This is a genomic window from Burkholderia sp. Ed8 (genome assembly GCF_040761425.1).
In the GTDB taxonomy this organism is placed as follows: Bacteria; Pseudomonadota; Gammaproteobacteria; order Burkholderiales; family Burkholderiaceae; genus Burkholderia; species Burkholderia seminalis.
On sequence record NZ_CP142886.1, the window covers coordinates 2088228 to 2111652 of the forward strand.

The window sequence follows — 23425 nt, forward strand, 5'->3', positions numbered from 1 at the left end:
TGTGACGCCGATGTTTCGCCGTAAAGCGTCATGGCTGTCGTTCAGTGCCTTCCTGTTCGACCTGCTGGCCGTCGTGGCCTCGTGGCTAGTCGCCTATCTGGTCCGTTTCAACGGATATGTCCCGGCGGGCTTCCTGCACGGGGCATTCAGGGCGCTCGGTTGGGTGCTGCCCGTCTACGCACTAATGTTCCATATGTTCGGCCTGTACCGCGGCCTCTGGGTATTCGCGAGCCTGCCCGACCTGATGCGCATCTCGAAGGCTGTCATCGGTGGCAGTCTCGTCACGATGATCGGGGCCGTGATGCTTCAGCCCAACCCAATCATTCCGCGCTCGGTCTTGTTGCTTTCTCCCATATTGCTGTTCGTCATCATGGGAGGGGCGCGTGCGCTCTATCGAGCGACCAAGGAGTTCTACCGTTACGGAGGCCTGGTCGGCCTGGGTAAACCCGTGCTGGTGCTTGGTGCCGGCACGGCGGGTGCTAGTCTCGCGCGGGAATTGTCTCGCTCGGGGGAGTGGCGGCTTGTTGGTTTGCTCGATGACGACGTTACCAAGCATGGCCGGGAAGTGTACGGCTACAAGGTGCTCGGCGCAATCAACGACCTGAAGCGCTGGACCGATGCAATGAAGGTCGAATATGCAATCATCGCGATTCCTTCTGCATCGGTCGAAACGCAACGCCGCGTCGCGACGCTATGCGTGCGAGCCGGCGTGAAAGCGATGGTGCTGCCCGCGCTGATGCCGGGGCAGGGTTTTCTGTTCCAAGTACGAAGCATTGATCTCGAAGACCTGCTCGGGCGCGATGCAGTGACAATCGACACGGCTCACGTCGAAGCACTTTTGCGCGGCCGCGTTGTGATGGTGACTGGAGCAGGGGGCTCTATCGGATCCGAACTCTGCCGACAGATCCTACGCTTCGCGCCGGCGCAGATCGTTGCATTTGACTTGTCCGAATACGCGATGTACAGGCTCACGGAGGAATTGCGTGACCGCTTCCCCGATCAGCCCATCGTGCCCATCATCGGCGACGCAAAGGATTCACTGCTGCTTGATCAAGTGATGTCACGCTATGCGCCACATATCGTGTTTCATGCTGCCGCCTACAAGCATGTGCCGTTGATGGAAGAACACAACGCATGGCAGGCGTTGCGCAACAACGTGCTTGGCACATATCGGGTCGCGCGTGCTGCCATCAGTCATGATGTGCGGCACTTCGTGCTGATTTCTACCGACAAGGCAGTCAACCCGACGAACGTGATGGGTGCGAGTAAACGCCTGGCCGAAATGGCGTGTCAGGCGCTCCAGCAGACAAGTCAGCGCACCCAATTTGAGACCGTCCGCTTTGGCAACGTGCTGGGTAGCGCTGGCAGCGTGATTCCCAAGTTTCAGCAGCAGATTGCGAAGGGCGGCCCGGTGACGGTCACGCACCCGGAGATTACGAGATTCTTCATGACGATTCCGGAAGCGTCGCAGCTCGTGCTGCAGGCGTCGAGCATGGGGCGCGGTGGTGAAATTTTCATTCTCGACATGGGTGAGCCGGTCAAGATCGTCGATCTCGCGCGTGACCTGATCCGTCTTTACGGTTTCTCCGAGGAGCAGATCAGGATCGAATTCACCGGCCTGCGTCCAGGCGAAAAGCTTTACGAAGAACTGCTAGCGGACGACGAAGCGACGACGCGCACGCCACACCCGAAACTGCGAATCGCGCGTGCGCGTGAAGTGCCTGACCATCTGCTTGATGAACTGCTGCCATGGCTGATGCAGTATCGCGTGCTGAGCGACGACGAAGTGCGGCGTGATTTGCGACGTTGGGTGCCGGAATACCAGTCGGCGGCGGTGCCGCTCTTGCAGAGCGTCCCGACGCGAGGCACGTCAAGCGGCGACGAACGATCGCTAACGAGCGGCCAGGTATCTGGTGCCGATCTCGTTCGCTTTCGGTAGCGAGCCGTAGCAGGAGAACTGCCGTTGTCCGCACTGTGACGGCCTCCTGCTCCACTCACGACTCCCGCGACAGCGACCCCTCGAGCATGGCGTACGCACCATTACGTGCCGACTCGGTTGGTGGCGAGCGGGAGTTGCGGCGAACGTAGAGCGGCCACTCGATCCATAGCAACACCCCGATCCGCCGCAGGAAGGACTATGGCCGATCGTCATACCGATCTCAAAATGGAAAAGAAGCCCTTTCACGCGAACTACATCGACGGTTTGCGCGCCATTGCCGTCCTCTCGGTCGTCACTTATCACCTGAATGCAAAATGGCTGCCTGGCGGATTTGCCGGCGTTGATGTCTTCTTCGTGATCTCGGGATTCGTTGTAGCGATGTCGGTGAGCGACCTTGGTCCGATCAAGCTGCATCGCTTCCTTGCGTACTTTTATGCGCGGCGCCTGGTCCGGATCACTCCCGCGCTCGTAGGTATGCTGCTGGTAACGTTTTTCGCCTCGGCCTTGTTCATACCGGAAGCGTGGCTATCGTCGTCGAACCAGAAGACGGGGTTGTTCGCGTTTCTGGGCCTGTCGAACTTTGTTCTGTCTTCCAATACGGGTAACTATTTTTCCCCAATCGCGGAATTCAATCCGTTTACCCATACGTGGTCGCTCGCGGTGGAGGAACAGTTTTACCTGGTATTTCCCTGGTTATTCGTTCCATGGCTTCGAGGCAAGCGGACCCTTTCGATCAGCATGTTTTCGATTGCCCTTGTCGCGTCAGTCATCTGTTCGATTTGGTTGAGCAAAGTCGACGAAACGAGAGCGTTTTACATGACGTGGTCCCGGTTCTGGGAACTTGGCGCAGGGGTTCTGCTATTTCAGTTCATGCACGCACGCGGACACTCATTCAATGCGGCGAGTTCATCGAGTCGAATATTTTCCATCCTGGCAGACTTGGGACTACTGATGCTCGTCGTCGGCCTCGTGCGTGCTCGACCCGACGGGGCACCATTTCCTGCGTGTGTTTTGCCCGTCGTGGGCACAGCCGTCATGATCGGTGTTTTGCACGGTCGCCGCGGCGGCATTGCGTATGCGTTGCTGACATGGAAGCCTTTCAGATTTATCGGCACGATTTCCTATTCCCTGTACTTGTGGCATTGGCCGGTATTCGTGCTCTTCCGGTGGACCGTCGGTCTGGAATCGCATAGCTGGCAGGCCGCTGCGCTTGCTCTTACGGCTGCGTTTTCCGTATTGTCGTATCGATTCGTGGAGCAGCCACCGCGGCGCATGGCGCGTGCGGCCCGAAAGGCTGTCATGATTGCAGCGGGACTCGCGCTCGTGGCTTTCGGCTATGTGGCTTCCGCGGCCATTGCGGCGAATCAGCCGGCCATTTCACTCAGCACGGTGACGCGTCACATGGATCTTTGGTATCCCGAAGGCCCGAGCGTGATACGTACCCCAAGCGGATGCGGCGTCGCTTCTTCTTCGCGCAGTTTTGACGGCGGACTTGTGTTCGTGCACGAAAGAAGCGGTTGTGATGCGCCTTCGACGTTTCCGCATACGGTGTTCGTGCTCGGGGATTCTCACGCGATGGCGTATTCCGGCCTGATGAAGCAGTTTGTCGTTCGCACGGGGGCGACAGTGTATGCGTATAACGTAGGCGGTTGCCCGTTCATCAGTTTGCAGGCTTGGGTACCTGGTCGAGACGACACTTGCAAGAAGTTCGGTGATGCAGCCATTGCCGACGTGATGTCCCGGATCAAATCGGGCGACGTCGTGTTTCTCGCATCGCTGCGGCTTCCTCGCATGGTCGATCAGTGGGCGGTATTCGGTGTGGGCGCGGCGAGGGGCAACATGTTCAGCCAAGCCGCCCAGAAGGGGCGAGATCAAGCAGTAGAGGCAGCGATTCCAGTACTTCGTGGATTGGTGGGGCGCGGCGCCCGTGTGATATTCGAGGCGCCGACACCGATGCTTGAAAGCATCCCCTATCGATGTTCGGACCCGTTCAATCGCAGTAACCCGATTTGCGCGAAAGGCATGTCGATTTCTAAATCGTTGTTAGAGGAGCTTCGCGCCCCTATTCTCGCGTCATATGGCAGCATGGCTCAGTCCGTTCCGGGTATATCAGTTTGGGATCCGATGCCCGTGTTGTGTCCGGACAGTGAGTGCCATGCCTTTCGCGACGGGAAGCCGTTGCTCTTTGACGGAGACCACCTGAGTTATTTTTCCAACATGCTATTGCTGCCATCATTCGCGGCTTTCGTCGGTCAGCCGATACCAGTCGACAAATCGTCGGGTTCGTCGCACTGATGCTTACCGGTCGGTGAGAGGATTGCTGCGTGTTGCGAATTATCTAGTGAAGACGGATGTGTTGAGGATTGAAGAGGCGCGGCGTTGAAACATGCGGGAAGCACTATTTGAAGCGCCGCACGAGCATGGTTTCATGTCCGGGACCATGAATGGATTCGTTGAGGGATGCACCTCATGGCGTGACGTGCGATTCGTCGCAGACTGCGTCAATTCCGTCGTCGCGTTTTCCTCACCACCATCCACCGCGGCGCGCGAAACCGCACGATGCTGAGATAAAGCCACACGTAGGTCAGTGCGAACAGCACGACGAAAACGAACAGGTGCAGCGTGTGTCGCCAGAACAGCGTCGCGGGAATCACCGCGACGAGGCACAGCAGCCACAGATACGGCGACGTGAGCGAATTCCGCCGCGTCAGGTCGTGCGCGTGCTTCGTCCCGACGGCCCAGCGCATCAGCCGCTTGTACACCAGCATGTGCAGATGCACGCCGTCCGGAATCCCCGGCGACATCCCGCGGATGAACTTCTTCCGGTAGATCGAGAAGCAGGTCTCGAAGATCGGGTACATGAACAGCAGCACCGGGTACCACGCGGACACCTCGCGGTTGCGCATCACGAGCATGATCGCGAGTTCGGCGAGCATGAAGCCGATGAAATACGCGCCGCCGTCGCCGAGGAAGATCAGCCCGGCAGGAAAATTCCACAGGAAGAAGCCGAGCACCGCACCCATCATGATGATCGACGCGGACATCACGACCGGGTCGTTGACGTGGAACGCGACGTACGCAAGCGACGCGAACATCATGAAGCTGACCATCGACGCGAGGCCGTTGAAGCCGTCGATGATGTTGATCGCGTTCGCGAGCGCCGCGACCGCGAGCACCGTGATGAACGCCGAGATGGCCACGTAGCCGAGCAGGAAGTCGAGCGGCGGCACGCTGATGCGCTTGACCGCGATGCCCAGCAGCCAGAACGCCAGCGCGGCCGCGCCCATCGTGCAGAGCAGCCGCGCGCGCGGCGACACGCGTTTGGTCAGATCCTCGACGAGGCCGGACAGGAACGCCGGCAGCCCGCAGGCCGCGATGCCGAGAATGCTGCCCGCGATCGTCGGATAGCGCCGCGACAGGATCAGCGCGGCCACGACGACCCCGGCGAGGATCCCGATGCCCCCCACTCGCGGCACGGGCCGCACGTGGAATTTCTGCACGCCGGCCAGATCGCTGTCGATCGAGAATTTCTCGTGAAGGTGCGCGTAGCGCACGATGAACAGCGTGACGAGCAGGGAGACGATGAAGCCGGATGCGAAGCTGAGCATGGGATCGCTCGGAAAATGGACAGCGGATTATACAAAACCGCGCGGGTTCCCCTCCTGCCATCGCCAGTGGTCGGCACACATGTCCTCGATCCCGAGCGTCGCGCGCCAGCCGATGATGTCGGCCGCGGCCTGCGGATTCGCGTAGCACTCGGCGATGTCGCCCGGGCGGCGCGCGACGAGTTCATACGGCACCGGGCGGCCCGATGCCTTCTCGAACGCACGCACGACTTCCAGCACGCTGTAGCCCTGGCCGGTGCCGAGGTTCACGACAAAGCTCGCGTCGCGCTTCGCGAGCGCGTCGAGCGCGGCGATGTGTCCTTTCGCGAGATCGACGACGTGGATGTAGTCGCGCACGCCGGTGCCGTCCGGCGTCGCATAGTCGGAGCCGAACACGCGCAGCTTCTCCAGCTTGCCGACCGCGACCTGCGCGACATACGGCATCAGGTTGTTCGGGATGCCGGCCGGATCCTCGCCGATCAGCCCGCTTGCGTGCGCACCGACCGGGTTGAAGTAGCGCAGCGTCGCGATCCGCCACGAAGGATCGGACACCTCGAGGTCGCGCAGGATCTGCTCGGCGATCAGCTTCGACTGGCCGTACGGGTTCGTCGCCGACAGCGGGAACGATTCGTCGATCGGCGAGCGCTCGGGCACGCCGTACACGGTCGCGGACGAGCTGAACACGAACTGCCTGACGTTGCGCTCGCGCATGACCTTGAGCACCGCCAGCAACCCGCCGATGTTGTTCTGGTAGTACTCGAGCGGCTTCGCGACCGATTCGCCGACGGCCTTGAGCGCCGCGAAATGGATCGTGCCGGTGATCGGGTGCGCGTCGAACACCTTCGCGAGCGCGGCTTCGTCGCACACGTCGACCTGATGGAACGCGGGCGTCTTGCCGGTAATCCGCTCGATGCGGCGCACGGACTCGGCCTTGCTGTTGACGAGGTTGTCGACGATCACGACATCGTAGCCGTTGTCGAGCAGCTCGACGGCCGTGTGCGAGCCGATATAGCCCGCGCCGCCGGTAACGAGGATGGTGCCTTTAGCGGTCATTGCTGATGCGCTCCTTCAGAGAGTGATGCCGGTCAACGAACGAATGGTCTGCCGGTAGCGTTCGACGACCTGCTGCTCGTCGAATTCCGCCGTGACTTTCCGCCGGCCGCGCGCGCCCATCGCGTCGCGCCCGGCCGTTCCGAGTTCGATCATGCGGAGCAGTTGCTCCGCGAGGCTTGCGCTGTCGCGCACGCGGCACAGGAAGCCGGTTTCGCCGTCGGCGACGACGTCGCGGCAGCCCGGCACGTCGGTCGCGACGATCGGGCGGCCCATCGCCGATGCTTCCATCAGCGTGCGCGGCACGCCTTCGCGGTACGACGGCAGCACGACGCAGTCGGCCGCCGCGATATGCGGGCGGACATCGTGCGCCTCGCCGAGATATTCGACGATGCCTTCGCCGACCCATGCGTCGACGTCCGCGCGCCCGATTGCGCTCGGATTGTCGACGCCGAGCGGCCCGAGCAGCTGGAAGCGCGCGTTCGGGAAGCGGCCGCGCACGATGCGCGCGGCTTCCACGTATTCGCGCACGCCCTTGTCCCACAGCAGCCGGCCGATCAGGATGAAGACGGGCGCGTCGCCGGCGGGCAGCGGCACGGGCGCGAACTGCTCGAGATCGACGCCTTCGCCGTGCAGCAGCCGCGCGCGCTCGGGATGCGCGAGCAACTGCTCGTCGGTGAAGGTCGCGAGGTCGTCGCGGTTCAGGAACCACACTTCACGCGGGAAGCGGAACGCGAACCGGTACAGGCGCTTCGCGACGCTCGCCGCGCGGCTTTTCTGGATGAAGACGTAGCCGAGCCCGGTCGTCACCGCGATCGACGGCACGCGCGCGAGCCACGCGGCGACCGACCCGTAGATGTTCGGCTTGATCGTGTAATGGAACACGAGATCGGGCTTGAGCGCGCGGTAGTGGCGCACCAGCGCCGCGAGCGTGCCGAGATCCTCGCGCGGGCTCGTGCCTTTCGACGCGACCGCGAGCTTCACGTAGCGGCAGCCCATCTGCTCGAGCAACGGCACCGTGCGGTCGTGCGGCGCGATCACGACGACCTCGGCGCCGCGCGCGACGAGCGCACGGATCAGCCCGTGGCGATACGTGTAGATCGCCCAGGCCGTGTTGCAGACGAGCGCGATGCGCAGCGGGGAAGTGGCGGACATGAAAAAAGAAAAAAATAAAGCGTCGTAAATGCCGGATCGGCGTCAGGCGGACGGCCGCGCGGCGAACAGCGTCTGCTTGATCCGCTGCAACGTCCGGTACGGCGTCACGAAATGCAGCAGGTTCTTGGCGAGGCCGGCCCAGTCGTACGGGTTCAGCGCGTTGAAATGGCTCAGCAGCAGCGTGAGCGTCGACACCAGCTGGCGCCGGCGCTTGGTCGCACTGATCCCGCCCTCGTTCAGTTCGTAATACAGGCCGAGTTCCGGCAGGTTCGCGCAATCGTAGCGTTGCATTAACCGTAAAAAAAGATCGAGATCCTCGGCCGCGCGGTATTTCTCGCGATAGTTGCCCACTTCCCGCACGGCGTCGATGCGCAGCATCACCGAAGGATGCACGAGCGGCGAGCGCAGGAAGCGCGTGCGGCGCAGCGTGCGCGGATCGGCGGGCGGCGTCAGCATGAAACGCGGTTCGCCGGCGCGCGACACGACCTGCGTCCACATGCCGACGCAGGCCACGTTCGGGTGGGCGCCGAGATACGCACGCTGCTTCGCGAGGCGCTGCGGCACGGCCAGGTCGCCCGCGTCGATGCGGGCCGCATAGCGGAAGCCGCGCGCCGCGAGCGCGTCGATGCCGGCCGCGAGCGCGCGCTCGATGCCGCCGTTCCGCGGCATGCGCAGCACCTCGATCGCGAGGCCCGGCAGGTCGGGCGCGACGATCGGCGGCGTGCTGCCGTCGTCGACGACCAGCACGTGCACGGGCACATCCTCGCGAAACGACGCAAGGGTCCGGACGACGTCGTCGTGCCCGTTGTAGGCCGGCATCAGCACGGCCACGTCGTCGAGCGGGGGCGGGCAATCAGGGGACGTCATGTTCGCAGCTTGAAACGGATGTAATAAAAGTTGACGGCGGCCGCGGCCAGATAGCCGGCCGCCAGCCCGACGAGCGCGCCGTACAGGCCGAGCCGCGGGATCGCGAACAGGTTGACGACCGCGGCGATCGCCAGCGCGAGCAGCCATTTCGACAGCAACACGAATTTTGCTTGATATTTGAGAACGATAAGATTGCCTATCGCCTCGATGCCGGCCGGCACGGACAGCCAGACGGCCCAGCGGAAGATGTCGACCGATGCCTCGTAGCCGTGGCCGAACACCTTGCCGACGATCAGCGGGGCGGCCGCGTCGAGCACGAGCGCGCCGGCCGTCATCAGGCCGGCCGTCATCGCGATCAGGCGGACGATGTTGCGGCGCAGCCGCGCGACGTCCTGCACGCGGTAGACGAACGCGGGCGCGATGGTCTGCGCGAGCATCAGCGCGAGCGTGATCCAGTTTTCGTTGAGCTGCTGCGCGGCCGAATAGCGGCCAAGATCGGCGAACGACACGTGACGCTCGAGCATCAGGCGGTCGAGTTTCAGGAACAGGTACATGCAGATCAGGCCGAGCCAGAACACGGTGCCGGCCGTCGCAAAGTGCCTGAACAGCGGTTTATCGAACGTCCAGCCGAGCGCGCCGCCGTTACGATGCCGGTAGTACAGCAGCAGCGCGAAGCCGATCGCGGCGGCCTCGAGCGCCCACAGCCACGCGAAGCGGGCGGGGCCGGCGGCCGCGCGGACCAGCAGCCACACGAGCAGCGCCTTCGCGAGCGCCGTGACCATGCTGGTGACGAGCTGCGGCTTGCTGTAGGTCATGCTTTGCAGCCACGCGTTGATCACGCCGACGAACGGTTCGCGGAACACCATCGTGACGGCGAGACCCGTGAGCATCGCACCGACCAGCGGGTCGAACGCGCCCGCGGCGATCGCGATCCAGGTCGCGGCGAGCGCGGCGACCGATACGGAGATGCGCAGCGCGAACGCGCTGCCGAGCACCGCGCCGAGCTGGGCGGGCGGGCGCTGGACGATGGTCGGGACGAGGATTTCCGCGCCGCACACCCAGGTGAGCGGCGCGAGTACCAGGAGAAGCGTATTCGCATACTGCCATTTGCCGAACACATCTGGCCCGAAATAACGGGCCAGCAGGCCGCTGATCGCGATCGCGACGCCGATCTGCGTGAGCCGTTCGAGCCCCAGCCAGACGAGGTTCGCGACGGCTTTCGCGACGTCCGGGTTGCCGAAGCGCTTCAGCATGCGGCGCGGCGGCGCGCGTGCGGGGCGGCCGGCAGGGCGCCCGAAGGCTGCGGATTGGCGGCGGCGGGACGGCTAGGCATTAAAATGGGCGGTATGCGCGTCATCGAAACCCGCGATTATAAGTGGGATCGCGACCGCTCCAGCCGTTCCGTTCCTTGTTTTGCGGGGCCGCATGTATCATGCGCGGCACCGGCGAGAGGCGGCCAGCCAAGCCAGACAATTTTCCATGCACGCAACTGAGAGAGAAGAGAATCGATGATCTCCCAATCCATCTTCAAGGCATATGACATCCGTGGCGTGGTCGGCAAGACACTCGACGTCGATACGGCGCGCGGGATCGGCCGCGCATTCGGCAGCGAAGTGCGTGCGCAGGGCGGCGACGCGGTCGTCGTCGCGCGCGACGGCCGCCTGTCCGGGCCGGAGCTCGTCGGCGCGCTCGCCGATGGCCTGCGTGCGGCCGGTGTCGATGTCGTCGACGTCGGCATGGTGCCGACGCCGGTCGGCTATTTCGCGGCAAACGTGCCGCTGGCGCTGAAGGGCGGCGAGCGCCGCGTCGATTCGTGCATCGTCGTCACGGGCAGCCACAACCCGCCCGACTACAACGGTTTCAAGATGGTGCTGCGCGGCGCCGCGATCTACGGCGAGCAGATCCAGGCGTTGTACCGCCGCATCGTCGACGAGCGCTTCGAGACGGGCAGCGGCACGTATGAGGAAGTCGACGTCGCCGATCAGTACATCGCGCGCATCGTCGGCGACGTGAAGCTCGCGCGGCCGCTGAAGCTGGTCGTCGACGCCGGCAACGGCGTCGCGGGCCCGCTCGCGACGCGCCTGTTCAAGGCGCTCGGCTGCGAACTCGTCGAACGTTTCACCGACATCGACGGCACGTTCCCGAACCACCACCCCGATCCCGCGCACCCGGAAAACCTGCAGGACGTGATCCAGGCGCTGAAGGACACCGATGCCGAACTCGGCTTCGCGTTCGACGGCGACGGCGACCGCCTGGGCGTCGTCACGAAGGACGGCCAGATCATCTATCCGGACCGCCAGCTGATGCTGTTCGCGGAAGAAGTGCTGTCGCGCAACCCGGGCGCGCAGATCATCTACGACGTGAAGTGCACGCGTCACCTCGCGCAGTGGATCAAGTCGAAGGGCGGCGAGCCGCTGATGTGGAAGACGGGCCACTCGCTCGTGAAGGCGAAGCTGCGCGAGACGGGCGCGCCGCTCGCCGGCGAAATGAGCGGCCACGTGTTCTTCAAGGATCGCTGGTACGGCTTCGACGACGGTCTCTACACGGGCGCGCGCCTGCTCGAGATCGTCGCGAAGACGGCCGACCCGAGCGCGCTGCTCAATGCGCTGCCGGACGCGATGAGCACGCCCGAACTGCAGCTCTGGCTCGACGAAGGCGAGAACTTCAGCCTGATCGACAAGCTGCAGAAAGAGGCGAAGTTCGACGGTGCCGAGGAAGTCGTGACGATCGACGGCCTGCGCGTCGAGTACCCGGACGGCTTCGGTCTCGCGCGTTCGTCGAACACGACGCCGGTCGTCGTGATGCGCTTCGAAGCCGAGACGCAGGAAGGGCTCAAGCGGATCCAGGAAGACTTCCGCCGTGTGCTGACGGCCGCGAAGCCGGACGTCAAGCTGCCGTTCTGAGCGCCGGCGGCCTGCGGGCCGCCCGCGGTGCCGCGGCAGCTTCGTCGGCCGCGATTCTCCCGAAAAGCGGCGCACGTCACGGGCGTGCGCCGCTTTTTGTCTGTCCGCCCCGCCGGGCGAGATAAAATCCCCCCTTTATGCCTGTCGCCGGCTGCCAGCCGGCGTTTTTTCAGCGTGCAAAAGATCCTGATCGTGCGCGTGTCGTCGCTGGGCGACGTCGTGCACAACATGCCGGTGATCGCCGATATCCGGCGCCGCCACCCCGACGCGCAGATCGACTGGCTCGTCGAGGAAAGCTTCGTCGACCTCGTGCGGCTCGTCGACGGCGTGCGCAACGTGCTGCCGTTCTCGCTGCGCCGCTGGCGCAAGAAACCGTTCTCGGGCGCCACGTGGCGCGAGATCCGCGCATTCCGCAAGCGTCTCGCGGCCGAGCAGTACGATCTCGTGATCGACTGCCAGGGCCTCATCAAGACGGCCTGGGTCGCGAGCTGGGCGCGCGGCCCGCTGGTCGGGCTCGGCAACCGCACCGATGGCGCCGGCTACGAATGGCCGGTGCGCTTCTTCTATGCGAAGCGCGTGCCGATCGCGCCGCGTACGCACGTCGTCGAGCGGTCGCGGCAACTCGTCGCGGCGGCGCTGAACGACCCCGCGCCGACGCCGGCCGATCCGGTCGACTTCGGCCTCGACACGCGCGCGGCGGCGCTCGCGGTGGCCGCGCTCGGCCTGAACCTGCCGGTGCCGTACGTGGTGTTCGTCCATGCGACGTCGCGTGCCGACAAGCAGTGGCCGGACGCCGCGTGGATCGAGCTCGGCCAGGCGCTCGTGCGGCGCGGCGCGTCGCTCGTGCTGCCGTGGGGCAACGACGCGGAACGCGCGACCAGCGAGCGGCTCGCGAAGGAATTCGGCGATGCTGCGATCGTGCCGCCGAAACTGTCGCTGCCGGCCGTGGTCGGTCTGATCGACGGCGCGGCCGCGACCGTCGGGGTTGATACAGGTCTGGTTCACATCGCGGCCGCGCTGAAGCGTCCGACGGTCGAACTGTACAATTTCGCGACGGCCTGGCGGACCGGCGGCTACTGGTCGCCGAACGTCGTCAATCTCGGCACGGCGGGGCAGCCCCCGTCGATCGCGCAGGTGAAGTCGGCGCTCGCGGGCTTCGGTCTCCTGTAACGCTGTCCCACACGCGAACCGATCATGAGCGAATCCCAGATCATCGAAGTCCCGTCCGCCGACTGGAGCGGGCACAACCTGTCGGCGCCGCGCGAGCAGCTGCTGGCCGCGGTCGAGGAAGGCAAGGTGCTGTATTTCCCGCACCTGCGCTTCGCGATCGAAGGCGGCGAGGAAGCGCTGCTCGATCCGGCGCTCGCCGATCCGAAACGCAAGAACATCAGCCTCGCGCCGAACGGCGGCACGCTCGCCGGCGTGCTCGGCGACAGCGTCACGCAGTCGGCCGTGCGCGCGCTCGTCGCGCGCTTCCAGCAGCAGGCCGGCACGCTCGTCGACGGCCTCTTTCCGGAATACCGCGGCAAGCTGCGCGTCGCGCCGACCAGCCTGCGGCTGATGCAGGTCGAGACGCGCCAGACGTCGTGGCGCAAGGACGACAGCCGGCTGCACGTCGACGCGTTCCCGTCGCGGCCGAACTACGGCGAGCGCATCCTGCGCGTGTTCACGAACGTGAACCCGGCCGGCGTGCCGCGCGTCTGGCGCGTCGGCGAGCCGTTCGAGGACGTCGCGAAGCGCTTCCTGCCGTCGATCAGGCCGCAACTGCCGGGCGCCGCGTGGCTGCTGAACCTGCTGCACGTGACGAAGTCGCCGCGCAGCGCATACGACCACCTGATGCTGAACCTGCACGACAGCATGAAGGCCGATCTCGACTACCAGAAGACGAGCCCGCAGGAGACGATGCCGTTTCCGCCGGGTTGCGTGTGGATATGTTTCTCCGATCAGACTTCGCACGCTGTGATGTCCGGCCAGTTCATGCTCGAACAGACGTTCTTCCTGCCGGTCGACGCGATGGTCCGCCGCGAATGCGCGCCGCTCGGCATTCTCGAACGCCTGACGGGCAGGGCGCTGGTTTGAGCGCGCACCTGCTTCGACGCAACACGAGGGCCGCCGCATGCTGAGGGTGATCTATCGCGCGCTGTGGTGGCTCGTCGCGCCGGCCGCGGTCATCCGGCTCTACGTGCGCTCGCGCAAGGAGCGCGGTTATCGCGAGCATATCGGCGAACGCTTCGGTCACGTTGCGGGCCGCTTGCGCGACGACCGCGCGCCGCTGATCTGGGTACATGCGGTGTCGGTCGGCGAGACGCGTGCCGCGCAGCCGTTGATCGACGCGCTGATGCATGCGCGCCCCGATGCGCGCATCCTGCTCACGCACATGACGCCGAGCGGCCGCGCGACCGGCGAACAGATCTTCGGCGATCGCGTGCTGCGCTGCTACCTGCCGTACGACATGCCGGGCGCGGTGCGGCGCTTCCTGCGCGCGTGGCGGCCGACGCTCGGCCTCGTGATGGAAACCGAGGTGTGGCCGACGCTGATCGACGAGTGCCGCCGCGCGGACGTGCCGCTCGTGCTGACCAATGCGCGGATGTCCGCGCGCTCGTTCCGGCGGGCGGCGAAGTTCGGCGCGGCGACGCGCGATGTGTTCGGCGGCTTCTCGCGCGTGCTCGCGCAGAGTCCGGCCGACGCGGAGCGGCTGACGTCGCTCGGCGCGCGCAACGTGACGGTGCTCGGCAACCTGAAGTTCGACATGACGACGCCGCCGGAACTGGCTGCACGCGGCCATGCGTGGCGCGATGCGGTCGGCGCGCGGCCCGTGTGGGTCGCCGCGAGCACGCGCGAGAACGAAGAGGCGCTGGTGCTGCAGGCGTTCGCGGAAATGCGTACGCCCGACGCGCTGCTGGTGCTCGTGCCGCGTCATCCGCAGCGTTTCGCCGAGGTCGAGGCGCTCGTCGCGCGCAGCGGGCTCAAATGTGTACGGCGTTCCGTCTGGGCGGCGGACGCGGCCGCGCTCGCGGCCGGCCGGCCGGCTGCCGAACCGCTGCCGGGCGACGTGACGGTCCTGCTCGGCGATTCGATGGGCGAACTCGGCGCGTATTACGCGGCCGCCGATATCGCGTTCATCGGCGGCAGCCTGCTGCCGCTCGGCGGCCAGAACCTGATCGAAGCGTGCGCGGTGGGCGTGCCGGTGCTGATCGGGCCGCACGTGTTCAACTTCACGCAGGCGACCGCCGACGCGGTCGCGGCCGGTGCGGCGATGCAGGTCGCGGATCCGCTCGATCTCGCGCACGTGCTCGATGCGCTGTTCGCCGACAAGGCGCGGCGCGTCGCGATGGGCGCGGCCGGCGCGGCTTTCGCGTCGCGTCACCGCGGCGCGACGGCGCGTACGGTCGACGTGCTCGCGGCGCTGCTGCCGCCCGCCGAGCGCGGCGCGCGCACGCCGCAGGACGCGCCGGGCACGTCGGACGACGAATAGAACGAGTGGGACGAATCGACGAAGGGCGGCGCAAGGCCGCCCCGGTGCGCGTGGCGGCGTCGAGTGTCGCCGCGACGCTGCTCAGACCGTCAGCAAACCCTTCTTCTCGATGAACGCGATCACGTCCGCGACGCCTTCGAGCGCCTTCAGGTTCGTCATCACATAAGGCCGTTCGCCGCGCATCTTCCGCGTGTCGGACGCCATCACGTCGAGGTTCGCGCCGACCAGCGGCGCGAGGTCGGTCTTGTTGATCACGAGCAGGTCGGATTTCGTGATGCCGGGACCGCCCTTGCGCGGAATCTTCTCGCCGCCCGCGACGTCGATCACGTAGATCGTCAGATCGGACAGTTCGGGGCTGAAGGTTGCCGCGAGGTTGTCGCCGCCCGATTCGATGAACACGATGTCGGCGTCGGGAAAGCGCGCCAGCATCCGGTCGACGGCCTCGAGGTTGATCGACGCATCTTCGCGGATCGCCGTATGCGGGCAGCCGCCCGTCTCGACGCCCATGATGCGCTCCTCGGGCAGTGCGCCGGCCACCGTCAGCAGCCGCTGGTCTTCCTTCGTGTAGATGTCGTTGGTGATCGCGACGAGGTCGTAGCGCTCGCGCATCGCCTTGCACAGCATTTCGAGCAGCGTGGTCTTGCCGGAGCCGACGGGGCCGCCGATGCCGACGCGCAGCGGCGGCAGTTTCTTCGTGCGGCGGGCGGAGGAGGGAGCAGGTGCGTTCATGGTCTGGCGAGGGGGTCAGGAGCGGAACAACCGCGAGTACTGGGTCTCGTGCCGCGCGGACAGGATGCCGAGCTGCGGCGCGAACGTGTTGATGGCGTCGGGCGGCGTCGCGAGCGCCCGGCGCACGGCCGCGTCGATCGCGCCGCGCAGCGCGACGATGATGCGTTGTCCGGCGAGCTGGCCGAGCGGCACGGCCTTCAGCGCGGCGGACGTCTGGTTCTCGACCCAGCCGAATGCATATGCGGCGAGCGTCGCGTCGGCGCTGGCGTCGTGCGTGGCGGCTGCGTAGGCGAACGCGGTCGGCAGCGCGACCGGCGACAGCGACGCCAGCGTCGCGCGGCGCGCGGCATCGCCCCATTCGAGCGATGCGCACAGCTGCGCGAGCGACCAGCCCATCTGTTCGGTTTCGCGGCGCAGTTCCGCCGATTCGCGGCTCGCGACGAACCACGCGTTTTCGGCGGCGAGCGCGCGCGTGTCGTGCGCCTGCCAGCGCGCGAGCTGGTGCGCGAGGAACGGCAACTCGCCGTGCGCGAGCACGTCGGTCAGGCCGCTGGCGATCCAGTCGCGCGCGGAATCGGCGTCGCGGATCAGGTTTGCGTCGAGTGCCGCTTCGAGGCCCTGCGAATAGCTGTACGCGCCGATCGGCAGCGCCGGCGACGCGAGGTGCAGCAGCGCGACGAGTTCAGTGGTGGTCATGGCCGTGGCCGTGCGTGCATCCGGGACCATGCTGATGATCGTGATCGTGATCGTGATCGTGATCGTGATCGTGATCGTGCGAGTGCCCGTGGTGTTCGCCGAATACCTGCTGCGCGAGCGCGTAGTCCTCGGCGAACGTCGCGTCGTGCCCGTGCTTGTGGCCGCCGCCGTACGCGCCGGCTTCCGGCTGGAACGGCACCTGCGTCTCCTCGACCTGCGTGCCGAGCCGGCGCAGCATGTCGGCGAGCACCGGGTCGGCTTCGAGCTTCAGGTAACCGTCGCCGATCTCGACCGGCGTGTGGCGGTTGCCGAGGTGATACGCGGCGCGCATCAACGTGAGCGGATCGGCCGCGCGTACGAGCAGCACGGTCTCGGGGGCGGCGGCGATGCGCACGAGTGCGCCGTCGTCGGCGACGAGCACGTCGCCGTCGCGCAGCACCGTGCCGCGCGGCAGCAGGACCGCGACGTCCTCGCCGGTGTCGAGCGTCGCCGCGAGGCGGCTCTTGCAGCGGGCGTCATAGGCGAGCGTGAGCGTCGGCGCGCGCGCGACGAGCGACGCGGCGAGTTTCACGTTCGGGGCAATGCGTTTGTCGAGGGTGCGCATGAAACGGAAAACCGGCAATCAGAACAGGAAATAGCGTTGGGCCATCGGCAGCACCGTTGCCGGCTCGCAGGTCAGCAACTGGCCGTCGGCGATCACGTCGTAGGTTTCGGGATCGACGCTGATCGACGGGCGCCACGCGTTGTGGATCATGTCGGCCTTCGTCACGTTGCGGCAGTTGCGCACGGGTACGATCCGCTTCGCGAGGCCGTAGCGTTCCGCGATGCCCGCGTCGGCCGCCATCTGCGACACGAAGGTCAGCGACGTGCGCGCGAGCGCCCCGCCGCGCGTCGCGAACATCTCGCGGTAGTGGACCGGCTGCGGCGTCGGGATCGACGCGTTCGGGTCGCCCATCTGCGCCATCGCGATCATCCCGCCCTTCAGGATCATCGACGGCTTGATCCCGAAGAACGCCGGTTCCCACAGCACGAGGTCGGCCCACTTGCCGGGCTCGATCGAGCCGACTTCGTGCGCGATGCCGTGCGTGAGCGCCGGGTTGATCGTGTACTTCGCGACGTAGCGCTTCGCGCGGAAGTTGTCGTTGCGCGCGCCGTCTTCCGGCAGCGCGCCGCGCTGCACCTTCATCTTGTGCGCGGTCTGCCACGTGCGGATGATCACCTCGCCGACGCGGCCCATCGCCTGCGAATCGGACGACAGCATCGACAGCGCGCCGAGATCGTGCAGGATGTCCTCGGCCGCGATCGTCTCGCGGCGGATCCGCGATTCGGCGAACGCGAGATCCTCGGCGATCGACGGATCGAGGTGATGGCACACCATCAGCATGTCGAGATGTTCGTCGAGCGTGTTGATCGTGTACGGGCGCGTCGGGTTGGTCGACGACGGCAGCACGTTCGACTCGCCGCACACCTTCAGGATGTCGGGCGCGTGGCCGCCGCCCGCGCCTTCGGTGTGGTACGTGTGGATCGTGCGGCCCTTGAACGCGGCGACCGTCGATTCGACGAAGCCGCCTTCGTTCAGCGTATCGGTATGGATCGCAACCTGCGTGTCGGTGTCGTCGGCGACCGACAGGCAGTTGTCGATCGCGGCGGGCGTCGTGCCCCAGTCCTCGTGCAGCTTGAGCCCGATCGCGCCGGCCGCGATCTGCTCGACGAGCGGCTCCGGCAGGCTGGCATTGCCCTTGCCGAGGAAGCCGAGGTTGATCGGCCAGCCGTCGGCGGCCTGCAGCATCCGCTCCATGTGCCACGGGCCCGGCGTGCAGGTCGTCGCGTTGGTGCCGGTGGCCGGCCCGGTGCCGCCGCCGAGCATCGTCGTGACGCCCGATGCGAGCGCCTCGTCGATCTGCTGCGGGCTGATGAAGTGGATGTGCGTGTCGATGCCGCCGGCCGTCACGATCAGCCCTTCGCCGGCGATCACTTCGGTCGCCGCGCCGATCGCGATCGTCACGCCTGGCTGAATGTCGGGGTTGCCGGCCTTGCCGATCGCGGCGATGCGGCCGTGCTTGATCGCGATGTCGGCCTTCACGATGCCCCAGTGATCGAGGATCACCGCGTTCGTGATGACCGTGTCGGGCACGTCGGCGGCCACGCGCTGCGACTGGCCCATCCCGTCGCGGATCACCTTCCCGCCGCCGAACTTCACTTCCTCGCCGTAGGTCGTGAAGTCGCGTTCGATCTCGATCAGCAGTTCGGTGTCGGCGAGCCGGACGCGGTCGCCCGTCGTCGGCCCGAACATTTCCGCGTACGCGCGGCGGCTCAAGCGTAGTGTCATGTTGCTGTTCCTGAAGAGCGGGGCGCGGCTTACAGCGGCCCCATCACCTTGCCTTGAAAACCGTAGACGGCGCGCGCGCCCGCGAGCGCGACGAGCTCGACGGTGCGCGTCTGGCCCGGCTCGAAGCGCACGGCCGTGCCGGCCGCGATGTTGAGCCGGAAGCCGCGCGCGGCCGCGCGGTCGAACGACAATGCGTCGTTGACTTCGAAGAAGTGGTAGTGCGAGCCGACCTGCACCGGGCGGTCGCCGGTGTTCGCGACGACGAGCGTCAGCGTCGCGCGGCCCGCGTTCAGTTCGTGTTCGCCGTCGTCGGTGAGGATTTCGCCGGGGATCATGCGGGGCCTCACGGAATCGGATGATGGACGGTCACGAGCTTCGTGCCGTCGGGGAAGGTCGCCTCGACCTGGATGTCGGGAATCATCTCCGGCACGCCGTCCATCACGTCGTCGCGCGTGAGCAGCGTCGTGCCGTAATGCATCACTTCGGCCACCGTCTTGCCGTCGCGTGCGGCTTCCATCAGCGCGGCGGTGATGAAGGCGACCGCCTCCGGATAGTTGAGCTTCAGGCCGCGCGCGCGACGGCGCTCGGCCAGCAGCGCTGCCGTGAAGATCAGCAGCTTGTCCTTCTCGCGGGGAGTCAGTTTCATGAAGGCAAACGTTCGGGAAAACGTAATTTTTATCGGTGTACAGGCGACCAGGCGGACGCGCGAGTCATCGTAGCACCGCGCTGTTTTGCGTGCGTCGTGTATCAACTATGTAAGGAGCAAGGCGCGTGCCATGCCTGTCGCATGGTGCGCGATGCGCGTTCATGGTGCGTCGTGCATGACGAACGTGCAGTGTCCGAGGCGGCCTTGCGCCGAAACGGTGCGCGGCGCGGACGCGCTCAGGTTTGCCAGAGGCGCAACGGCCGTGCGTCGACGCCGTGCACGATCGGCCGCAAGTGCAGCCAGCAGTCGGTGAAGTGGCGCTGCAGCGCTTCCATCGAGGTCGACAGCGCGCGCACGAGCACGACCCCGGGCGTCACGCAGGTGGCGCCCGCACGCAGCGTGTCGTCGAACGGCATCCGGGCGGCGAGCGACTCGGCCAGCGCGGCGTCGCATGCGGCGCCGACGGCCCACAGCGTGCCGTATGCGGGAAAGCCGGCGAGGCCCTGCAGCGCGCCGCGCAGCGGATCGTGCGCGTCGAGCAGCGCGCGTTCGGTCCAAAGCGGCCGGCCGTCGGCATCGACGAGCGCCGAGGTCGATGCGATGCGTCCCGCCGCCCAGGTTTCGCCGGCCGCCTGCCGGCCGAGCTGCGTCGCGTCCCAGCCGATCGCACTGGCACCCGCGCCGAGCGTCACCGTGAAATCGAGCGCTGCGTGCGCCGCGTCGAAGAACAGGTTGTTCTGGGGCAGCCAGTCGAGCTTCGCGTCCCGGCCGACCGTGATGCCGATGCGCTGCGTCGCGTCGAGGCCGTTCGACTTGTACCACTTGGTCGCGCCCGGCGTCGTCAGCACCGCGTGCGTGCCGTCGCCGAGCGCGATGTCGATGTCGAGCCGGTCGCCGCCCGCGACGCCGCCCGGCGGGTGGACGATCACCGCGTGGCAGATCGCGTCGCCTTCCGGGTACAGCGGCCGCTGCACGCGCAGCGGGCCGTCGTGCAACCGGTGCGCGAGCGTCGTGCGCGCACCGTGCCGCTCGAAACCGAGTTCGAGGCGGCCGCGCCACGACTTGGCGACGGCGGGGCGGGACAGCGGGGCGTGCGAATCGGAGGCGGACATCGGCGGCAAACGGGAACGGGAAACGAAGGAAACGGGCGCGAGGAACGTGGATGCTACCGGAACAATAATGCAGTTGCCGCGTTCGGTGGAAGCGCCGCGTGCCGCGGCCCGGCTAGCCATCCGTTCTCGCCGCGGTGCCTACGCCGTGCCTGCCGCGGTGCCTACCGCCGTGCCGCGCATCACACCGCGATCAGTTCGCGCACGCCGTTCGCCGCCATGTCGCGCGCATCGCCGCCCGCGACGATCTCGCCGCGGCTCATCACCCAGTAGCGGTCCGCGATCGATTGCGCGAAATCGTAATACTGTTCGACGAGCAGCACCGTCATCCTCGATTCGTCGACGAGCTGGCGCAGCGTGCGGCCGATGTCCTGGATGATCGACGGCTGGATGCCTTCGGTCGGCTCGTCGAGGATCAGCAGCTGCGGCTCGCTCATCAGCGCGCGGCCGATCGCGAGCTGCTGCTGCTGGCCGCCCGACAGGTCGCCGCCGCGCCGCGCGCGCATGTCCTTCAGCACGGGGAACAGCTCGTAGATGCGGTCCGGCACTTTCGACGGCGCCTTGCGGCTGGCCGCGCCGACGAGCAGGTTTTCCTCGACGGTGAGCCGCGGAAAGATGTCGCGGCCCTGCGGCACGTACGCGAGCCCGGCCGCGACGCGCGCATACGGCGGCAGCGCGCCGAGCGCCGTGCCGCGCCACGACACGCTGCCGCTCTTCGCGGCGACGACGCCCATCAGGCAGCGCAGCAGCGTGCTCTTGCCGACGCCGTTGCGGCCGAGCAGCACGGTGAGCTTGCCGTCGTCGGCGGCGAGGTTCACGTCGCGCAGGATATGGCTGCCGCCGTAGTACTGGTTCAGTGCTTCGATCTTCAGCATCGCATCATCGTCCGAGGTATGACTCGATCACGGCGTCGTCGCGCTTGACCTGGTCGAGCGTGCCTTGCGCGAGCACCGCGCCTTCGGCCATCACCGTCACGCGGCCCGTGTCGCCCGCGAGCGCCGCGACGAATTCCATGTCGTGCTCGACGACCATCATCGAGCAGGTGCCGCGCAGCGTGTTCAGCAGCTCGGCGAGCTCCATCGTCTCGTGGTCGGTCATCCCGGCCGCCGGCTCGTCGAGCAGCAGCAGGGCAGGGCGCTGCATCAGCAGCATGCCGATCTCGAGCCGCTGCTTCTGGCCGTGCGACAGCTCGCCGGCCGTGCGGTAGGCGTGACTTTCGAGGCCGATCAGCGCGAGCGTCTCCTCGATCCTGGCTTGCGCCGAGCGGTCGAGCCGCGCGCGCAGCGAGGCGAGCCAGCCCTTGTCGGTCTGCATCGCGAGCTCGAGGTTTTCCCACACCGGATGCTGTTCGAACACGGTCGGCTTCTGGAACTTGCGGCCGATGCCCGCGCGCGCGATCTCGGGCTCGCTCATCCGCGAAAGGTCGAGCGTCTGGCCGAGAAACACGCTGCCGGCATCGGGGCGCGTCTTGCCGGTGACGACGTCCATCATCGTCGTCTTGCCCGCGCCGTTCGGGCCGATCACGCAGCGCAGCTCGCCCGCGTCGATCGCGAGCGACAGCTTCTTCAGCGCGCGAAAGCCGTCGAAGCTCACCTCGATATCCTCGAGATAAAGGATCGTGCCGTGCGACGTGTCGATGCCTTGCGGCACGACGCGGCCCATCGACGCGGCGCCGCTGACGGCGAGCAATTCGTCCTCGGGCGGCGGCGTGAACTGGTACAGGGCCGTTCCGTTCATGCGCGTTTCCCCTTCGCGAGCAAGGTTTCGACGAGGCCCATGATGCCGCGCGGCAGCAGCAGCGGCACGAGCACGAAGATCAGGCCGAGGAAGAACAGCCAGTATTCGGCGAAGTACGCGGTAAACAGGCTCTTCGCGCCGTTCACCGCGAATGCGCCGACGATCGGCCCGATCAGCGTGCCGCGCCCGCCCACCGCGACCCAGATCGCCATCTCGATCGAGTTGCCGGGCGACATCTCGCCGGGGTTGATGATGCCGACCTGCGGCACGTACAGCGCGCCGGCGATCCCGCACAGCACGGCCGACACGGTCCACACGAACAGCTTGTACGCGAGCGGGCTGTAGCCGAGGAACATCAGCCGCGTCTCGCCGTCGCGCACGGCCGTGACGACGCGCCCGAGCTTGCTCGTGACGATCGCGCGCGCGGCGATGAACGCCAGCACCAGCGTCGCGAACGTCAGCAGCAACAGCACCGTGCGCGTGCCGGGCGACGTGATCGCGAAGCCCGCGATGCGCTTGAAGTCGGTGAAGCCGTTGTTGCCGCCGAAGCCCGTCTCGTTGCGATAGAACAGCAGCATCGCGGCGAACGTCAGCGCCTGCGTGATGATCGACAGGTACACGCCCTTCACGCGCGAGCGGAACGTGAAGAAGCCGAACACCCAGGCGAGCACGGCCGGCACGAGCACCACGAGCGCGAGCGCCCACGCGAGATGTTGCGTGCCGCTCCAGTACCACGGCAGCTGGTGCCAGTCGAGAAACACCATGAAGTCCGGCAGGTCGCTGCCGTACTTGCCGTCGCGACCGATCTCGCGCATCAGGTACATGCCGATCGCATAGCCGCCGAGCGCGAAGAACAGCCCGTGGCCGAGGCTCAGGATGCCGCAATAACCCCACACGAGATCGAGCGCGAGCGCGGCGATCGCATAGCACATCAGCTTGCCGGCGAGCGTCATCGCGTACGCGGACAGATGGAACGCGCTCGCTTCGGGCGCGACGAGCGCGGCGAGCGGCACGCCGATGCCGATCGCGACGCACAGCGCGACGAGCGCGAGCCATGCGCGGCGCGACAAGAGCGCGGGGCGCGGCGGCAGGCCGAGCGCGAAGCCGTCGGCCGCCCGTCCGGCGGCGGCGGGCGTCGGTGCGCCGGCGACCGGGTTCGACAGCGAATCGCTGATTGAAGTCACG

21 protein-coding genes are annotated in these 23425 nt (G+C 66.6%); 6 read left to right on the forward strand and 15 right to left on the reverse strand.

Going from position 1 to position 23425, the window contains the following annotated elements; translation table 11 throughout:
• Window positions 1–10 precede the first annotated feature (10 nt).
• Both VXM69_RS23565 and VXM69_RS23570 read left to right on the forward strand, forming a co-directional pair.
• The gene (locus VXM69_RS23565; protein ID WP_367190206.1) at window positions 11–1939 is read left to right on the forward strand and encodes a polysaccharide biosynthesis protein; all 1929 of its coding nucleotides are present in this window, start codon (window positions 11–13) and stop codon (window positions 1937–1939) included.
• 198 nt (window positions 1940–2137) lie between these two features.
• The gene (locus tag VXM69_RS23570) at window positions 2138–4234 is read left to right on the forward strand and encodes an acyltransferase family protein (protein WP_367189306.1); all 2097 of its coding nucleotides are present in this window, start codon (window positions 2138–2140) and stop codon (window positions 4232–4234) included.
• Window positions 4235–4440: 206 nt separating this feature from the next.
• Here the strand turns inward: VXM69_RS23570 and VXM69_RS23575 are convergent, their stop codons facing one another.
• The 5 genes from VXM69_RS23575 to VXM69_RS23595 are packed head-to-tail and all read right to left on the reverse strand — an operon-like array spanning window position 4441 to window position 9869.
• Window positions 4441–5547, reverse strand: coding sequence for a glycosyltransferase (locus VXM69_RS23575; protein ID WP_367189307.1), 1107 nt, complete (start codon window positions 5545–5547; stop codon window positions 4441–4443).
• A 27-nt stretch (window positions 5548–5574) separates the two neighbouring features.
• Complete coding sequence (gene galE, locus VXM69_RS23580) at window positions 5575–6597, reverse strand: UDP-glucose 4-epimerase GalE (protein WP_034187283.1); 1023 nt, start codon at window positions 6595–6597, stop codon at window positions 5575–5577.
• 15 nt (window positions 6598–6612) lie between these two features.
• Complete coding sequence (locus tag VXM69_RS23585; RefSeq protein WP_069706991.1) at window positions 6613–7749, reverse strand: glycosyltransferase family 4 protein; 1137 nt, start codon at window positions 7747–7749, stop codon at window positions 6613–6615.
• A 42-nt stretch (window positions 7750–7791) separates the two neighbouring features.
• Complete coding sequence (locus VXM69_RS23590; RefSeq protein ID WP_069706992.1) at window positions 7792–8616, reverse strand: glycosyltransferase; 825 nt, start codon at window positions 8614–8616, stop codon at window positions 7792–7794.
• Window positions 8613–9869, reverse strand: coding sequence for an oligosaccharide flippase family protein (locus VXM69_RS23595; RefSeq protein ID WP_301740590.1), 1257 nt, complete (start codon window positions 9867–9869; stop codon window positions 8613–8615). Before VXM69_RS23595 ends, VXM69_RS23590 begins: the two co-directional genes overlap by 4 nt.
• Window positions 9870–10124: 255 nt before the next feature.
• Between VXM69_RS23595 and VXM69_RS23600 the strand changes: the two genes are divergently transcribed.
• The 4 genes from VXM69_RS23600 to waaA all read left to right on the forward strand — a co-directional run bounded on the left by VXM69_RS23600 (window position 10125) and on the right by waaA (window position 14994).
• On the forward strand, window positions 10125–11519 hold the full coding sequence (locus VXM69_RS23600) for a phosphomannomutase/phosphoglucomutase (RefSeq protein WP_049030306.1): 1395 nt from the start codon (window positions 10125–10127) through the stop codon (window positions 11517–11519).
• Between the two features lie 174 nt (window positions 11520–11693).
• Window positions 11694–12689: a lipopolysaccharide heptosyltransferase I gene (waaC, locus tag VXM69_RS23605; RefSeq protein WP_034187288.1), complete on the forward strand. Its 996-nt coding sequence runs from the start codon at window positions 11694–11696 to the stop codon at window positions 12687–12689.
• 24 nt (window positions 12690–12713) lie between these two features.
• The gene (locus VXM69_RS23610) at window positions 12714–13598 is read left to right on the forward strand and encodes a Kdo hydroxylase family protein (RefSeq protein WP_059557203.1); all 885 of its coding nucleotides are present in this window, start codon (window positions 12714–12716) and stop codon (window positions 13596–13598) included.
• A gap of 37 nt (window positions 13599–13635) precedes the next feature.
• Window positions 13636–14994, forward strand: coding sequence for a lipid IV(A) 3-deoxy-D-manno-octulosonic acid transferase (gene waaA, locus VXM69_RS23615; protein ID WP_367189309.1), 1359 nt, complete (start codon window positions 13636–13638; stop codon window positions 14992–14994).
• 81 nt (window positions 14995–15075) lie between these two features.
• Here the strand turns inward: waaA and ureG are convergent, their stop codons facing one another.
• The 10 genes from ureG to urtC form a co-directional block, all read right to left on the reverse strand.
• Window positions 15076–15723, reverse strand: a complete 648-nt coding sequence (ureG, locus tag VXM69_RS23620; RefSeq protein ID WP_034187291.1) for an urease accessory protein UreG — start codon at window positions 15721–15723, stop codon at window positions 15076–15078.
• 15 nt (window positions 15724–15738) lie between these two features.
• Entirely contained in the window at window positions 15739–16419 is a 681-nt protein-coding gene (locus VXM69_RS23625; protein WP_059557197.1) for an urease accessory protein UreF, read from the reverse strand.
• Window positions 16406–17023, reverse strand: coding sequence for an urease accessory protein UreE (ureE, locus tag VXM69_RS23630; protein ID WP_367189310.1), 618 nt, complete (start codon window positions 17021–17023; stop codon window positions 16406–16408). Before ureE ends, VXM69_RS23625 begins: the two co-directional genes overlap by 14 nt.
• An 18-nt stretch (window positions 17024–17041) precedes the next feature.
• Window positions 17042–18748: an urease subunit alpha gene (gene ureC / locus VXM69_RS23635; RefSeq protein WP_034187294.1), complete on the reverse strand. Its 1707-nt coding sequence runs from the start codon at window positions 18746–18748 to the stop codon at window positions 17042–17044.
• A gap of 29 nt (window positions 18749–18777) precedes the next feature.
• A complete protein-coding gene (locus VXM69_RS23640) occupies window positions 18778–19083 on the reverse strand; it encodes an urease subunit beta (RefSeq protein WP_034187295.1) in 306 nt (101 codons plus the stop codon).
• A gap of 8 nt (window positions 19084–19091) precedes the next feature.
• The gene (gene ureA, locus VXM69_RS23645) at window positions 19092–19394 is read right to left on the reverse strand and encodes an urease subunit gamma (protein ID WP_006406310.1); all 303 of its coding nucleotides are present in this window, start codon (window positions 19392–19394) and stop codon (window positions 19092–19094) included.
• Window positions 19395–19630: 236 nt separating this feature from the next.
• Complete coding sequence (locus VXM69_RS23650) at window positions 19631–20506, reverse strand: urease accessory protein UreD (RefSeq protein ID WP_034187296.1); 876 nt, start codon at window positions 20504–20506, stop codon at window positions 19631–19633.
• Window positions 20507–20685: 179 nt separating this feature from the next.
• A complete protein-coding gene (gene urtE, locus VXM69_RS23655; protein ID WP_367189311.1) occupies window positions 20686–21378 on the reverse strand; it encodes an urea ABC transporter ATP-binding subunit UrtE in 693 nt (230 codons plus the stop codon).
• A 4-nt stretch (window positions 21379–21382) separates the two neighbouring features.
• On the reverse strand, window positions 21383–22240 hold the full coding sequence (urtD, locus tag VXM69_RS23660) for an urea ABC transporter ATP-binding protein UrtD (protein ID WP_367189312.1): 858 nt from the start codon (window positions 22238–22240) through the stop codon (window positions 21383–21385).
• Window positions 22237–23424 (reverse strand): urea ABC transporter permease subunit UrtC, encoded by a 1188-nt coding sequence (gene urtC / locus VXM69_RS23665; RefSeq protein WP_034187299.1) that lies wholly within the window; start codon window positions 23422–23424, stop codon window positions 22237–22239. The genes urtD and urtC overlap by 4 nt, the downstream gene beginning before the upstream one ends.
• Window position 23425 lies beyond the last annotated feature (1 nt).